15 protein-coding genes are annotated in these 14,248 nt (G+C 67.6%); 14 read left to right on the top strand and 1 reads right to left on the bottom strand.

Translation table 11 applies throughout. The features are described from left to right. Positions 1 to 774 carry a flagellar basal body P-ring formation chaperone FlgA gene (flgA, locus tag AB6807_RS22435; RefSeq protein ID WP_371086281.1) on the bottom strand — a complete coding sequence of 258 codons (774 nt, stop codon included), beginning with the start codon at positions 772 to 774 and terminating at the stop codon, positions 1 to 3. A 219-nt stretch (positions 775 to 993) separates the two neighbouring features. On the opposite strand from flgA, the gene flgB reads away from it, so the two are divergent. From flgB to AB6807_RS22365, 14 genes are all read left to right on the top strand, one after another. Beyond that, positions 994 to 1,401: a flagellar basal body rod protein FlgB gene (gene flgB / locus AB6807_RS22430; protein ID WP_116910942.1), complete on the top strand. Its 408-nt coding sequence runs from the start codon at positions 994 to 996 to the stop codon at positions 1,399 to 1,401. A 28-nt stretch (positions 1,402 to 1,429) separates the two neighbouring features. Beyond that, positions 1,430 to 1,846, top strand: a complete 417-nt coding sequence (gene flgC / locus AB6807_RS22425) for a flagellar basal body rod protein FlgC (protein ID WP_116910943.1) — start codon at positions 1,430 to 1,432, stop codon at positions 1,844 to 1,846. Positions 1,847 to 1,879: 33 nt separating this feature from the next. After that, on the top strand, positions 1,880 to 2,569 hold the full coding sequence (locus tag AB6807_RS22420) for a flagellar hook assembly protein FlgD (protein WP_371086280.1): 690 nt from the start codon (positions 1,880 to 1,882) through the stop codon (positions 2,567 to 2,569). 41 nt (positions 2,570 to 2,610) lie between these two features. Then, complete coding sequence (gene flgE, locus AB6807_RS22415; protein ID WP_116910945.1) at positions 2,611 to 3,831, top strand: flagellar hook protein FlgE; 1,221 nt, start codon at positions 2,611 to 2,613, stop codon at positions 3,829 to 3,831. A gap of 37 nt (positions 3,832 to 3,868) precedes the next feature. Then, a complete protein-coding gene (gene flgF, locus AB6807_RS22410) occupies positions 3,869 to 4,615 on the top strand; it encodes a flagellar basal-body rod protein FlgF (protein WP_116910946.1) in 747 nt (248 codons plus the stop codon). A 76-nt stretch (positions 4,616 to 4,691) separates the two neighbouring features. Further along, a complete protein-coding gene (gene flgG / locus AB6807_RS22405) occupies positions 4,692 to 5,474 on the top strand; it encodes a flagellar basal-body rod protein FlgG (RefSeq protein ID WP_116910947.1) in 783 nt (260 codons plus the stop codon). After that, positions 5,474 to 6,199, top strand: coding sequence for a flagellar basal body L-ring protein FlgH (locus AB6807_RS22400; protein WP_116910948.1), 726 nt, complete (start codon positions 5,474 to 5,476; stop codon positions 6,197 to 6,199). Before flgG ends, AB6807_RS22400 begins: the two co-directional genes overlap by 1 nt. 2 nt (positions 6,200 to 6,201) lie before the next feature. Further along, complete coding sequence (locus tag AB6807_RS22395; RefSeq protein WP_286516372.1) at positions 6,202 to 7,329, top strand: flagellar basal body P-ring protein FlgI; 1,128 nt, start codon at positions 6,202 to 6,204, stop codon at positions 7,327 to 7,329. A gap of 13 nt (positions 7,330 to 7,342) precedes the next feature. Further along, positions 7,343 to 8,347: a flagellar assembly peptidoglycan hydrolase FlgJ gene (flgJ, locus tag AB6807_RS22390; RefSeq protein ID WP_371086279.1), complete on the top strand. Its 1,005-nt coding sequence runs from the start codon at positions 7,343 to 7,345 to the stop codon at positions 8,345 to 8,347. Between the two features lie 32 nt (positions 8,348 to 8,379). Continuing rightward, positions 8,380 to 8,901, top strand: coding sequence for a chemotaxis protein CheW (locus AB6807_RS22385; protein WP_371086278.1), 522 nt, complete (start codon positions 8,380 to 8,382; stop codon positions 8,899 to 8,901). Positions 8,902 to 8,943: 42 nt separating this feature from the next. Beyond that, a complete protein-coding gene (locus AB6807_RS22380) occupies positions 8,944 to 10,509 on the top strand; it encodes a methyl-accepting chemotaxis protein (RefSeq protein ID WP_116910950.1) in 1,566 nt (521 codons plus the stop codon). A gap of 8 nt (positions 10,510 to 10,517) precedes the next feature. After that, the gene (locus AB6807_RS22375) at positions 10,518 to 10,799 is read left to right on the top strand and encodes a hypothetical protein (RefSeq protein WP_116910951.1); all 282 of its coding nucleotides are present in this window, start codon (positions 10,518 to 10,520) and stop codon (positions 10,797 to 10,799) included. An 8-nt stretch (positions 10,800 to 10,807) separates the two neighbouring features. After that, positions 10,808 to 12,544: a methyl-accepting chemotaxis protein gene (locus AB6807_RS22370; protein ID WP_371086277.1), complete on the top strand. Its 1,737-nt coding sequence runs from the start codon at positions 10,808 to 10,810 to the stop codon at positions 12,542 to 12,544. Positions 12,545 to 12,623: 79 nt separating this feature from the next. Next, positions 12,624 to 14,237: a methyl-accepting chemotaxis protein gene (locus AB6807_RS22365; protein WP_116910953.1), complete on the top strand. Its 1,614-nt coding sequence runs from the start codon at positions 12,624 to 12,626 to the stop codon at positions 14,235 to 14,237. Positions 14,238 to 14,248 lie beyond the last annotated feature (11 nt).

Below are 14,248 nucleotides of genomic sequence, written 5' to 3'. Positions count from 1 at the left end.
TCACTGGGCCAGCTGGATCTGCCCCTGCATGTCGGCGATGCCGCTGACCAGCCGCCCGTCCTGCGTCTTGGCCTGCACCACGGCGCCCACCGTGGCCCCGCTCAGGGCCTTGGCGTCGGTGCTGACCACGAAGCCCTGGCCCTGGGCCACCACCTTCACGGCCTGGCCCTGCTGGATCACGGTCACGCCGCGCACCAGCTCCTTGCGCAGCGGCGCGCCCGGCGCGATGCGGTTGGACGCGACCACCCCGGCCAGCTCGGCCGCGCTGGTGATCACCGAGCGCGGCAGGCGCGACAGGTCGCCGGTGCGCTCGCTGTAGTCGCCCGCGGCCAGCGGCCGGCCCGCGTCGATGGCGCGCGCGGCCACGAAGTAGCTGCCTTCCACCGCGACGTGGGCCTGCACATAGCGCATCCAGGGCCGTTCGGTCTGGCAGCGCACGCCCACCGACACCCGGCCCCACGGCGAGGCGCCCGGCGGCAGGAAGACCTCGGGGTTGTCGCAGGCGGGCAGGGCGGAGGTGCCGCGGCCTTCCAGGCGGATCGTCACCTTGCCCGGCAGGCCGGCGGTCTGCACCTGCAGGTACCTGGCGATGGCGAGCTCGGCCGCGGCGATCGACGCGGCGGTGGGGGGGGAGTTCTGCGCGCCTTCATGCACGGCCTCCTGTGCCCACGCGGGCGCCGCGCAGCAGACAGTCAGCAGCAGGGCCGGCAGCAAGGCCGGCTGCCGCGCCGGCGTGGTGCGCGGCAGGCGCTCGCGGAGCTTCAGGAGGTTCATCGAATGTGTTGGAAAGGGGCTCGGGCTGCGGCACGGATGCCCTGGAGGGCACAAGCCGCCGCCCGCAAATTCTAGAAATTCGCCCCCGGATCGAAGGTGCGAGCAGCACCACAAAACCCCCTTTGTTCGAACGATTGCAAAAGCGGCTCATGCATAGACTCGCTTTCCATCTGTCGCCACGCCATGCGCGAACGCGACGCTTCAACAGATGGAACTCAGATGATCGACAAGCTGGATGCGGCGCTTCGCTTCAACCGCGAAGCCCTCAACCTCCGGGCGGAACGCCAGGAGGTGATTGCGGCCAACATCGCGCACGCCGACACGCCCAACTACAAGGCGCGCGACTTCGACTTCAGCGCCCGGCTGAGCGACGCCGTGGAGCGCGGGCGCTCCTCGCAATCGATGTCCATGGCCACCACCTCGGCGCGCCACATCGAGGGCCAGGCCCAGGCCGCGTCCGACAAGGACCTGCTCTACCGCACGCCCAACCAGTCGAGCATCGACGGCAACACGGTCGAGATGGACGTCGAGCGCATCGCCTTCGCGGACAACGCGCTGCGCTACGAGTCGAACCTCACGGTGCTCAACGCCAAGATCAAGTCGCTGCTGTCGGCGGTCGCTCCGTAAACCCCGCAGGACACACAGGACGCACCCCATGCCCTTCAACAGCACATCCATGAACATCTTCAACGTGGCGGGTTCCGCCATGACCGCGCAGTCGCAGCGCATGAACGTGACCGCCAGCAACATGGCCAACGCCGAGAGCGTGGCCGGCCCCGACGGCATGCCGTACCGCGCCAAGCAGGTGGTGTTCGAGGTTGCTCCCTCGGGCATGCAGAACATCGGCGGCGTGCGCGTGGCCGGCGTGGTGGAAGACCCCTCGCCCCCGCGCATGGTGTTCGACCCCAAGAGCCCGCACGCCAACACCGAAGGCTACGTGGCCATGCCCAACGTCAACGTGGTCGAGGAAATGACCAACATGATCTCGGCCTCGCGCAGCTACCAGGCCAACGTCGAGGTGCTCAACACGGCCAAGACGCTGATGGTGAAGACGCTCACCCTCGGCCAGTAAACCTTTCTCTTCTTCCAAAGAAACCCCAACGCCATGGCCATCTCCGACACCTCGTCCATCACCGGGCAGAACGCCACCAGCGCCGCCGGCAGCAGCAACACCAGCGTCAGCAACGAAGACAGCGAGCAGCGCTTTCTCAAGCTGCTGGTCACGCAGCTGAACAACCAGGACCCGCTCAACCCGATGCAGAACGCCGAGCTCACCTCGCAGCTCGCGCAGATGAGCACCGTGAGCGGCATCGAGAAACTCAACACCACGCTGTCGGGCCTGGTGAGCCAGACCGGCTCCAACCAGGTGCTGCAGTCGGCCTCGCTCATCGGCTACAACGTGCTGTCGCCGGGCGACGTGCTCACCACCAAGAAGCCAGAGGACGGCAAGGACCCGGCCACGCAGGCCTTCGCCGTGGAGCTGCCCGGCACCGCCGCCAACGTCGACATCAAGATCGTCGACGCCTCGGGCAACGTGGTGCGCACCATCAACGCAGGCTCCATGAAGGAAGGCGTCAACGCCGTCACCTGGGACGGCAAGGACGACGCCGGCAACGTGGTGCCCGCGGGCGCCTACCAGTTCACCGTGGACGCCACCAACGGCGGCTCGGCCGTGAAGGCCACCGCGCTCACGTTCTCGCAGGTGGCCGCCGTCAAGCAGGGCACCGGCGGCGTCACGCTGGAGCTGTCTTCGGGCAACAACATCGGCCTGTCCGACGTGCGCCTGTTCCTCTGAGTCATTCACCGCATCCAACGCAAACCAATCAAGGAAACATCATGGCTTTTTCCCAGGGCATCAGCGGGCTCGGCGTGGCCGCCGCGAACCTCGACGTCATCGGCAACAACATTGCCAACTCGAGCACCATCGGCTTCAAGTCGGCCGCCGCCACCTTCCAGGACGTGTACGCGGGGTCGCGCATCGGCCTGGGTGCCTCGGTGGCCGGCGTGACGCAGAACTTCACGCAGGGCGTGACGCAGACCAGCAGCCGCCCGCTGGACGTGGCCATCCTGAACGGCGACGGCTTCTACCGCCTGACCAGCGAAACCGGCGAGGTCATGTACTCGCGCAACGGCCAGTTCACGCGCGACAAGGACGGCTACATCGTCAACACCCAGGGCCTGCGCCTCACGGGCTACGGCGTGAACGCCAACGGCACCATCAACGGCGGCACGCCCTCGGCCATCCAGATCCCGACCGCGCCCATGACGCCCAAGGCCACCACCAACGTGAAGGCCGAGTTCAACCTCGACGCACGCCTGGCGACGCCCACCAAGACGCCGTTCAACTCGGCCGACTCCGACACCTACAACTACTCCAACGCCGTGGGCCCCGTGTACGACTCGCTGGGCAACCCGCACGACGTGGCGGTGTACTTCGTGAAGGCGGCCACGCCGGCCAACACCTGGAACATGTACGGCACCTCCGACGGCGCACCGCTGAGCGGCGGCGCCGCGCTGAGCACGCTGACCTTCGACTCCAGCGGCAAGATGACCGCCCCGGCCAGCGGCGCGCTGAACATCGGCCCCATCACCTTCACCAACGGCGCCGCGCCGCTGAGCGCCAAGGTCGACCTGTCGGGCACCACCCAGTTCGGCTCGGCCAACGGCATGAGCAAGCTCGCGCAGGACGGCTACCGCTCGGGCGAGCTGACCTCGTTCTCGGTCAACCCCGACGGCACCCTCACCGGCAAGTTCTCCAACGAACAGACCCAGCTGCTGGGCCAGGTCGTGCTGTCGTCGTTCGCCAACCCCAACGGCCTGGAGCCCAAGGGCAACAACGTGTGGGCCGAGACGCTGGCCTCGGGCACCGCGCTCACCGGCACGCCGGGCGAGGGCACCAAGCTGGGTTCGCTGCAGGCGGGCGCGCTGGAGTCGTCGAACGTCGACCTCACGTCCGAGCTGGTGAACCTGATCGTCGCGCAGCGCAACTACCAGGCCAATGCGCAGACCGTGAAGACGCAGGACCAGGTCATGCAGACGCTGATGAACATCCGCTGATGCGCCGCCACTGAACGACCGACACCAGGAACACCCAGTGGATCGCATGTTGTACGTCGCCATGAGCGGCGCCAAGCAGGTCATGGAGCAGCAGGCCTCGGTCGCCAACAACATGGCGAACGTCTCGACGCCAGGCTTCCGTGCGCAGATTGCCAACTTCCGGGCCGTGCCCGTGGTCGGCGCGGAGGCGCAAACGCGCGCCTTCGTGGCCGCCACCACGCCCGGCGCCGACTTTTCCCACGGCCCCATCACCGAGACCGGCCGCTCGCTCGACGTGGCCGTGAGCGGCTCCGGCTGGCTGGTGGTGCAGACGCCCGACGGCGGCGAGGCCTACACCCGCGTGGGCAACCTGCAGATCGGCGCCGACGGCCAGCTCACCACCATGGGCGGACGCCCGGTGGTGGGCGACAACGGTGCCATGACGGTGCCGCCCGGCTCGTCGCTGACCATCGCCTCCAACGGCCTGGTCGCGGCGCGCGACCCGGCCTCGGGCACGCTCACCGGCATTGCCGAGGTGGGCCGCCTGAAGCTGGTGAACCCGCCCACGGCCAATCTGGAGCGCGGCGACGACGGGCTCTTTCGCATGCGCGCGGGCCAGCAGCCGGCCGAGGCCGACGAGGCCGTCACGCTGGTCAGCGGCGCCATCGAAGGCAGCAACGTGAACCCGGTCGAGGCCATGGTGGCCATGATTTCCAACGCGCGCAGCTTCGAGATGCAGATGAAGTCGCTGCAAAGCGCGGACATCAACGCGCAGTCGGCCAACAAGCTGCTGTCGTACGGCTGATGCGGCCGCGCCGCCGCAGCCGCCCCGACACCGAAGTGCAGACCCGCACGCCATACATCCACAGGATTTCCCTCCAATGATTCGCTCCCTCTACATCGCCAAGACCGGCCTCGACGCGCAGCAGACGCAGCTCGACGTGGTCTCCAACAACCTGGCCAACGTCGGCACCACCGGCTTCAAGCGCAGCCGCGCCGTGTTCGAAGACCTGGTCTATCAAAACCTGCGCCAGAGCGGCGGCCAGTCGTCCGACCAGACCCGCCTGCCTTCGGGCCTGCAGGTGGGTACCGGCGTGCACGTGGTCGCCACCGAGCGCATCCACTCGCAAGGCAACCTCACCAAGACCGACAAGCCGACCGACGTGGCCATCAACGGCGGCGGCTTCTTCCAGGTGCTGATGCCCGACGGCACCACCTCGTACACCCGCGACGGCTCGTTCCAGAAGGACCGCGACGGCCAGCTGGTCACGGCCAGCGGCTTTCCGGTGCAGCCGGCCATCACCATTCCGGCCAACGCCACCAGCATCACCGTGGGCCGCGACGGCATCGTGTCGGTCGTGCAGGCGGGCAGCACCAACACCGTGCAGGTCGGCCAGCTCCAGCTCGCCACCTTCATGAACCCCACCGGCCTGGAAAGCAAGGGCGAGAACCTCTACGCCGAAACCGACGCATCGGGCGCGCCCAACCAGGTGAACCCCGGCGTGGACGGCGCGGGCACGCTGAGCCAGGGCTACGTGGAAGCCTCGAACGTGAACGTGGTGGAAGAGCTGGTGAACATGATCGCCACCCAGCGTTCGTACGAAATCAACAGCAAGGCCGTGCAGACCTCCGACCAGATGCTGCAACGCCTGGCGCAGATGTGATGAGCGGCGTGCGTCTTCTTCATCGCCTGGGTGGCATCGCGCGCTCTCGCGCGATGCTGCTGGTGTCCCTTGCCGCATGGGCCGCGCTGGGCGCGGGCTGCGCGCAGGTGCCGCGCGAGCCGCTGGTGCACCAGCCGATGACGGCGCGCGCCGAAAACTACGCGGCGCTGCAACCGCGCCGCGCCCCCGGCGCCATCTTCCAGGACGGCCCCGGCGCCAACGCGCTGTTCGAGGACCGCCGGCCGCGCAACGTGGGCGACATTCTGACCATTCTCATCAGCGAGAAGGTCAACGCCACCAAGAATTCCGGCGCGAACGCCAGCCGCGCGGGCAGCACCGCCAGCGTGTTCGCGGCCATTCCCAAGCTCATCGGCGGCCTGCTCGACGGGCAGGACACCAAGCTCAGCGGCACCAACACGCTCACCGCCAAGGGCGGCGCCAATGCCAACAACACCTTCAACGGCGTGATCACGGTCACCGTGACGGACGTGATGGGCAACGGCAACCTGCTGGTGAGCGGCGAGAAGCAGATGGGCATCAACCAGGGCACCGAGTACATCCGGTTCTCGGGCGTGGTCAACCCGCGCACCGTCTCGGGCAACAACACCGTGCCCTCCACGCTGGTGGCCGATGCGCGCATCGAGTACTCGGCCAAGGGCTACATCGACGAGGCACAGACGATGGGCTGGATGCAACGCATCTTCCTCAACGTCATGCCCTTCTGAACATGAAAAATATCCTGGCTTCACGCACCTCTGCGCTCCTGCGCACCGCGGCCCTCGCGGTGCTCGGCACGCTGTGCCTCGCACCCGTGCATGCCGAGCGGCTCAAGGAGCTCGCCACCATCCAGGGCGTGCGCGACAACCCGCTCATCGGCTACGGCCTGATGGTGGGCCTGGACGGCACCGGCGACCAGACCATGCAGACGCCGTTCACCACGCAAAGCCTGAACAACATGCTGCAGCAGCTGGGCATCACGATTCCGCAAGGCGTGAACATGCAGCTGAAGAACGTGGCGGCGGTGATGGTGACGGCCACGCTCCCTTCGTTCGCGCGGCCGGGGCAGAACATCGACGTCACCGTGTCCTCCATGGGCAATGCCAAGAGCCTGCGCGGCGGCACGCTGCTGATGACCCCGCTGAAAGGCGTCGACGGCGCGACCTACGCGGTGGCGCAGGGCAACATGGTGGTCGGCGGCGCGGGCGCCGCGGCCAACGGCAGCAAGGTGCAGATCAACCAGCTGAGCTCGGGCCGCATTCCGGCCGGCGCCTTGGTGGAGCGCACGGTGGAAGCACCGGTGGGCGCCGAAGGCACTTTCGCCATCGAGCTGATGCGCTCCGACTTCGGCACCACGCAGCGCGCGGTGGACGCCATCAACCGGCAGTTCGGCCCGGGCACGGCCGAGGCCATCGACGCGCGCGCCATCCGCGTGCGCGCACCCGAGCCACAGCAGCGCGTGGGCTTCCTCGCGCGGCTGGAAGACCTCGAGGTCACGCCCACGCAGGCCAGCGCCCGCGTGGTGGTCAACGCACGCACCGGCTCGGTGGTCATGAACCAGGCCGTGCGCGTGAAGGACTGCGCCATCGCGCACGGCAACCTGTCGGTGGTGATCAACACCGAGCCGGTGGTCAGCCAGCCGGGCGCGCTCTCGGGCGGCAGCACGGTGGTGGCGCAGACCTCGCAGATCTCGGTGAACCAGGGTGGCGGCGCGCTCCAGATGGTGCGCGGCGGCGCCTCGCTGTCGGACGTGGTCAAGGGCCTGAATGCCCTGGGCGCGAACCCGCAGGACCTGGTGTCGATCCTGCAGGCCATGAAGTCGGCCGGCGCCCTGAGCGCCGAGCTGGAAATCATCTGAGGACGACCCCGCCATGACCGTTTCTGCCACCGGCGCCTGGAACGGCGCCGACGCGGCCAGCCGCACCGGCGCGCTCGACCAGCGCTTCGCCCTCGACGTGCAGGGCGTGGACGCTTTGCGCCGCACCGTGCGCACCACGCCCGAAGAAGGCCTGCAGCAGGTCTCGCGCCAGTTCGAGGCCCTGTTCATGAACATGGTGCTCAAGAGCATGCGCGAGGCCACGCCCTCCAGCGGCCTGCTCGACAGCCAGGACCAGAAGGTCTACATGTCGATGTTCGACCAGCAGCTCACGCAGAACCTCTCGGGGCGCGGCGTGGGCCTGGCCGAGTCCATGCTCGCGCAGCTGCGCCGCCAGCTCCCCTCGGGCCCCACCGACTTCGAGGCCGACGCGGCCATCGGCACCAAGCCGATGTCGCTGGAGCCGCGCGGCGGCTTCCCCTACGCGCCCAACGCGGGCATTCCGCTGGGCTCCGCGCCCCCCGGCCGCACGGGCACGCAGGCCGACCTGAGCGTGTACCAGTTCAACAGCGACCGCCGAAGCGCTGGGGGTGGCGACGCCTCGCTGCAGGGCAAGGTCGACGACTTCGTGGGCCGCATGGGCGCTTCCGCGCAGGCGGCCAGCACCGCCAGCGGCGTGCCCGCGCCGCTCATCCTGGCGCAGGCCGCGCTGGAGTCGGGCTGGGGCAAGCGAGAGATCCGCGCCGACGACGGCACGCAGAGCTTCAACCTGTTCGGCATCAAGGCCGACAAGAGCTGGAAGGGCGCCACGGTGGAAACCACCACCACCGAGTACGTCGACGGCGAACCGCAGAAGGTGCGCGCCAAGTTCCGCGCCTACGGCTCGTATGAAGAGGCCTTCACCGACTACGCGCAGTTCATCACGCGCAACCCGCGCTACGCCAACGTGCTGGCCACCGACGACCCGGCCGCGGCGGCGCACGGCCTGCAGCGCGCGGGCTACGCGACCGATCCGAAGTACGGCGAGAAGCTGGTTCGCATCATGCAGAAGTTCGGTTGAGCCGCGCGCGGCCCACCCTCGAAGGAAATTCCATGACAGACATCGCGGGCACCGCCCACAAGCAGCTGCAGCAGACACAGATCCATGCCGCCGCGGGCACCGCCCGCCTGGAGGTCGTGACCTTCAAGCTGGGCGAAGAGGAATACGGCATCGACATCCAGAAGGTGCAGGAGCTGCGCGGCTACGACGCGGTGACGCGCATCGCCAATGCGCCGGACTACATCAAGGGGGTGGTGAACCTGCGCGGGATCATCGTTCCGATCATCGACATGCGCATCAAGTTCAAGCTGGGCGACCCGACGTACGACCAGTTCACGGTGGTGATCGTGCTGAACATCGGTGGCCGCGTGGTGGGCATGGTGGTGGACAGCGTGTCGGACGTGATCACGCTGACGGCGGAGCAGATCAAGCCGGCGCCGGAGATGGGCTCGGTGCTGGACGCGGACTACCTGATCGGGCTGGGCACGCTGGACGAGCGGATGCTGATTTTGGTGGACATCGACCGCCTGATGTCCAGCGACGACATGGGCGTGATCGCAAAGATCTCGGCCTGAGACAGAACAACAAAGACACAGGGTCCGCGAGGAAAGAGACACATGAAGAATTGGAACGTCGGCCGGCGCCTGGGCGCCGGCTTTGCGCTGGTGCTGGCCCTGGTGCTCATCACCTCGGGCATCGCGGTGCTGCGGCTGCAGCACGTGGGCGAGGCCACCGACGAGATGGCCAAGCGCTCGCTGGTCAAGGAGCGGCTGGCCGCGGCCTGGCAGCTGGGCACCAGCACCAACAGCGTGCGCACCTTCTCGCTGCTCAAGAGCAACGACCCCGCCGTGCAGGCCTACCTGCAGAAGAACATCACGGCCACCAGCGCCGCCATCAGCGAGACGCAGAAGAAGCTCGAGGACATGCTCGACACGCCCGCCGAGCTGGCGCTGAGCGCTGACATCAAGAAGAAGCGCGGCGACTACGTCGAGCTGCGCAACCGCATCCTCAAGCTCAAGGCCGACGGCAAGGGCGAAGAGGCCGCCCAGCTCACCGACACCCAGCTGCTGTCGGCGCTGGACGCCTACGACGCGAGCATTCGCGCCATGGTGGCGCAGCAGCAGCAGGACATCGACCGCACCGCGGCCGACATCGACACGCAGTACCGCTCGGGCCGCGTCTACGTCATCACGCTCACCATGTTCTCGCTGGTGGCGGGCGGGGTGATTGCGTGGGCGCTCACGCGCAGCATCGTCGCGCCCATCGGCGAGGCGCTGCTGATTGCCGAGACCGTGGCCTCCGGCGACCTGAGCAAGGACTTCGAGACCGAGCGCGGCGGCGACTTCGGCCGCCTGCTGCGCGGCATGGGCGACATGGAAGACACGCTCACCGAGCTGGTGACGCGCATCAAGGCCTCCACCGATTCGATCGCGGTGGCCTCGCGCCAGATCGCGGCCGGCAACGAAGACCTGTCTTCGCGCACCGAGCAGCAGGCCAGTTCGCTGGAACAGACCGCGGCGTCGATGGAAGAACTCACGAGCACCGTGAAGCAGAACGCGGACAACGCACGGCAAGCCAACCAGCTGGCCGTGTCCGCATCGGAAGTGGCCGTGAAGGGCGGCAGCGTGGTGTCGCAGGTCGTGGGCACCATGGGCTCGATCAATGCCTCGTCGAAAAAGATCGTGGACATCATCGGCGTCATCGACGGCATCGCGTTCCAGACCAACATCCTCGCGCTGAACGCCGCGGTGGAAGCCGCACGTGCCGGGGAACAAGGCAAGGGCTTCGCGGTGGTCGCGTCGGAAGTGCGCAGCCTGGCGCAGCGCTCGGCCTCGGCGGCCAAGGAAATCAAGACCCTCATCGGCGACTCGGTGGAGAAGGTCGAAGAAGGCAGCAAGCAGGTGGCCGAAGCGGGCCGCACCATGGACGAGATCGTGGGCAGCGTGCGCCGCGTGACGGACATCATGGGCGAGATCACCTCGGCGAGCCAGGAACAGACCTCGGGCATCGAGCAGATCAACCAGGCCATCTCGCAGATGGACCAGGTCACGCAACAGAACGCCGCGCTGGTGGAGCAGGCCTCCGCCGCCGCACAGTCCCTGCAGGAGCAGGCCGACAACCTGGTGAGGGCCGTGAGCACGTTCAAGCTCGACGCCGATGAAACCGATGCCCAGGCGGCCTGAAGAACTTCGTGCGCAATCGTCTCAGTCCCAAGCGCGCCCTGCGTACAGGTGTCGGCTTTTCCATTCTCCTGTTCATGCTGGCCGGCGCGCTCAGCCTCGGCTTCAAGGCCGGCGCCGGCTACGAGTGGGCCCGCCACGCGGTGTTCGCGCTGGCGGTGATCGCGCTGCTCACGGGCGTGCTCGTGGCCTGGCGCATCACGCGCTCCCTGGCGCGCTCGGTGCGCGACGCCGAGCTGGTGGCCCAGCGGCTGGACCGCGTCTTCAAGAATTTCAAAGCTAGCGACTCCTGACCCTTTTCATGAAATCACTCCTCAATCTCAAGATCGGCACCCGTCTCGGCATCGGCTTTGCCGCGGTGCTCCTGCTGCTGGCCGGGCTGGTCGGCCTGGGCATCGATGCCATGGGCGGCATGCAGTCGCGCCTGGAAGGCATCGTGGGCAGCAACAACGTGAAGGTGGCCGCGGTCAATCGCATGATGGACGCGATACGCGACATCGCCATCTTCGACAGCAACCTCATCCTGCTGAGCGACGACGCGGCCATGCGCGAAGAAAGCAAGAAGATCACCTCGGCGCGCGACCGCTACACCGACTCGCGCGCCCAGCTGGCCAAGCTGCTGGTCACGCCCGCGGGCAAGACGCTGCTGGTCGCCATCGACGAGAAGGTGGCCGTGCTGGTGCCGCTGAACACGGCGCTGTCGGAGTTCGCGCTGCAGAACAAGAACGACGAAGCGACGATGCTCTTCATCACCAAGTTCCAGCCGGCCGTGAAGGCCGTGATCGTGGAGCTGGACAACCTGGCGGCGCACGAAGACCGGCTTTCCGAGGCCGCCAGCGTACAGGCCCGCGACGGCTATGCCTGGGCACGCACGCTGATGCTCTCGCTGGGCGCGCTGGCGGTGCTGCTGGGCGCGGCCATTGCGTGGTTCATCACGCGCACCATCACCGGCCCCATCGGCCAGGCCGTGGAAGTGGCCGAGAAGGTGGCTGCGGGCGACATCAGCTCGCGCATCGACGTGCACTCGAAGGACGAAACCGGCCGCCTCATGGCCGCGCTGAAGGCCATGAACGAAAGCCTGGTGCGCATCGTGCGCGAAGTGCGCACGGGCACCGACACCATCGCCACGGCGTCCAGCCAGATCGCCTCGGGCAACCAGGACCTGTCTTCGCGCACCGAGGAGCAGGCCAGCTCGCTGGAAGAAACCGCCGCCTCGATGGAAGAGCTCACGAGCACCGTGAAGCAGAACGCGGACAACGCACGCCAGGCCAACCAGCTGGCCGTGTCGGCCTCGGAAGTCGCGATGAAGGGCGGCAGCGTGGTGTCGCAGGTCGTGGACACGATGGGCTCCATCGACGCGTCGTCCAAGAAGATCGTGGACATCATCGGCGTCATCGACGGCATCGCGTTCCAGACCAACATCCTCGCGCTGAACGCCGCGGTGGAAGCGGCGCGTGCCGGTGAACAAGGCCGCGGCTTCGCAGTCGTCGCCTCCGAAGTGCGCAGCCTCGCGCAACGCTCGGCGGCAGCCGCCAAGGAAATCAAGACGCTCATCGGCGACTCGGTCGAGAAGGTCGAGGCCGGCAGCAAGCAGGTCGAAGAAGCCGGTCGCACGATGGACGAAATTGTCGGCAGCGTGCGCCGCGTGACGGACATCATGGGCGAGATCACCGCCGCGAGCCAGGAACAGACCTCGGGCATCGAACAGATCAACCTCGCCATCTCGCAGATGGACCAGGTCACGCAGCAGAACGCCGCCTTGGTGGAAGAAGCCTCCGCAGCGGCCCAGTCGCTGCAGGAACAGGCCGGCAGCCTGGTGAAGGCCGTGAGCGTGTTCAAGCTGGGCGACCAGCCCGCGGCGCCCGCGCGCCCCGGCTTCACGCGCATCACCCCCATCAAGCCCATCGCACCGGTCACGAAGCATGGCAGGCCCGCGGCACAGGCCGCGTCGAAGGCGCTGCCGGCCCAGCGCCGGGCCTCCACGGCCCCGCAATTGGCCATGGCGGGCGACGCCAAGGGCGACTGGACGGAGTTTTGAGAAAAAAGGTCTCAAGTCTGGCGACCTGATGCCGATAACAGAGGGTGGACCCATCCCCCGTTATTGAAGGAAGCGCGCAATGAGTTTGAAGGATCTGAAAATCGGCACCCGCCTGGGCCTCGGCTTCACGGTGATGCTGCTGCTGATGGCACTCATTGCGGGCACCGGCGTGGTGCGGCTCACCAACGTGGGCAAGGCCACGGACGACATGGTGTCGCAGTCGCTGGTGAAAGAGCGGCTGGCCACCGAGTGGCTGGCCAACCTGCGCTCCAACACGGTGGCCAACTTCGCGATGGTGAAGACCACCGATCCGCAGATTGCGGCCTACTTCGCCAAGACCCAGGCCGAAGGCTCGGCCCGCATCAGCCCGGCGCAGAAGAAGCTGGAGTCGATGCTCGACACGCCCGAGGAGAAGGCGCTGTACGCCAAGGTGGCGGCGTCGCGCGCGGTGGTGCTCGAGACCGTGGGCGTGCTCAACAAGCTCAAGGCCGGCGGCCAGCAGGCCGAGGCCAACACGCTGGTCGACACCAAGTTCACCGACGCGCTGGCCGTGTACAGCGGCGCGGTCGAGGCGCTGGCCAAGCACCAGCGCGAGAAGATCGATGCCACCGCCAAGGGCATCGACGCCGATTTCCTGACCGGGCGCACCACGCTGCTGGTGCTGGCCGCCATTGCGCTGGTGCTGGGCGCGCTGTTCGCCTGGCGCCTCACGCTGGGCATCGTGCGCCCGCTGGGCCATGCCGTGACGGTGGCGGAAACCGTGGCCGCGGGCGACCTGAGCGCCCGCATCGTGGTCGAGAGCCGCGACGAGGCCGGCCAGCTGATGCACGCGCTGCGCGAAATGAACGCCAGCTTGGCGAAGGTGGTGGGCGAGGTGCGCATGGGCACCGACACCATCGCCACCGCCTCCAGCCAGATCGCCTCCGGCAACCAGGACCTGTCCGCGCGCACCGAGCAGCAGGCCAGTTCGCTGGAGCAGACCGCGGCTTCGATGGAAGAGCTGACCTCGACGGTGAAGCAGAACGCCGACAACGCGCGGCAAGCCAACCAGCTGGCCGTGTCCGCTTCTGAAGTTGCAGTGAAGGGCGGCAACGTCGTGTCCCAGGTCGTGGACACCATGGGCTCGATCAACGCCTCGTCGAAAAAGATCGTGGACATCATCGGCGTCATCGACGGCATCGCGTTCCAGACCAACATCCTCGCGCTGAACGCCGCTGTGGAAGCGGCTCGCGCGGGCGAGCAAGGCCGCGGCTTCGCGGTCGTCGCCTCCGAAGTTCGCAGCCTGGCCCAACGCTCGGCCGCGGCCGCCAAGGAAATCAAGACGCTCATCGGCGACTCGGTCGAGAAGGTCGAAGAGGGCAGCAAGCAGGTCGCCGAAGCCGGCCGCACGATGGAAGAAATCGTGAGCAGCGTGCGCCGCGTGACGGACATCATGGGCGAGATCACCGCGGCAAGCCAGGAGCAGACCTCGGGCATCGAGCAGATCAACCAGGCCATCACGCAGATGGACCAGGCGACGCAACAGAACGCGGCGCTGGTGGAAGAGGCCTCGGCCGCCGCGCAGTCCATGCAGGAGCAGGCGGGCAGCCTGTCGCAGGTGGTGGGCGTGTTCCGCCTGGACGGCAACGCCGTTGCCGCGCAGTCGCGCCATTCATCGCAATCGCTGTCGCAAATTTCAGCACCAGCACTATAAAAAGGGAGAAC

The organism is Variovorax sp. RCC_210 (genome assembly GCF_041355175.1).
Lineage (GTDB): Bacteria > Pseudomonadota > Gammaproteobacteria > Burkholderiales > Burkholderiaceae_C > Variovorax.
Note: the sequence above shows the minus strand (reverse complement) of the source record. Positions and strands in the feature narration are given on the sequence as shown.

Coding starts and splice junctions, on each gene's coding strand:
- AB6807_RS22395 (WP_286516372.1), top strand. CDS start 6,202: ATGAAAAATATCCTGGCTTCACGCACCTCTGCGCTCCTGCGCACCGCG.
- AB6807_RS22380 (WP_116910950.1), top strand. CDS start 8,944: ATGAAGAATTGGAACGTCGGCCGGCGCCTGGGCGCCGGCTTTGCGCTG.
- flgG (WP_116910947.1), top strand. CDS start 4,692: ATGATTCGCTCCCTCTACATCGCCAAGACCGGCCTCGACGCGCAGCAG.
- AB6807_RS22420 (WP_371086280.1), top strand. CDS start 1,880: ATGGCCATCTCCGACACCTCGTCCATCACCGGGCAGAACGCCACCAGC.
- flgB (WP_116910942.1), top strand. CDS start 994: ATGATCGACAAGCTGGATGCGGCGCTTCGCTTCAACCGCGAAGCCCTC.
- flgJ (WP_371086279.1), top strand. CDS start 7,343: ATGACCGTTTCTGCCACCGGCGCCTGGAACGGCGCCGACGCGGCCAGC.
- AB6807_RS22365 (WP_116910953.1), top strand. CDS start 12,624: ATGAGTTTGAAGGATCTGAAAATCGGCACCCGCCTGGGCCTCGGCTTC.
- flgE (WP_116910945.1), top strand. CDS start 2,611: ATGGCTTTTTCCCAGGGCATCAGCGGGCTCGGCGTGGCCGCCGCGAAC.
- AB6807_RS22400 (WP_116910948.1), top strand. CDS start 5,474: ATGAGCGGCGTGCGTCTTCTTCATCGCCTGGGTGGCATCGCGCGCTCT.
- flgC (WP_116910943.1), top strand. CDS start 1,430: ATGCCCTTCAACAGCACATCCATGAACATCTTCAACGTGGCGGGTTCC.
- flgA (WP_371086281.1), bottom strand. CDS start 774: ATGAACCTCCTGAAGCTCCGCGAGCGCCTGCCGCGCACCACGCCGGCG.
- AB6807_RS22385 (WP_371086278.1), top strand. CDS start 8,380: ATGACAGACATCGCGGGCACCGCCCACAAGCAGCTGCAGCAGACACAG.
- AB6807_RS22370 (WP_371086277.1), top strand. CDS start 10,808: ATGAAATCACTCCTCAATCTCAAGATCGGCACCCGTCTCGGCATCGGC.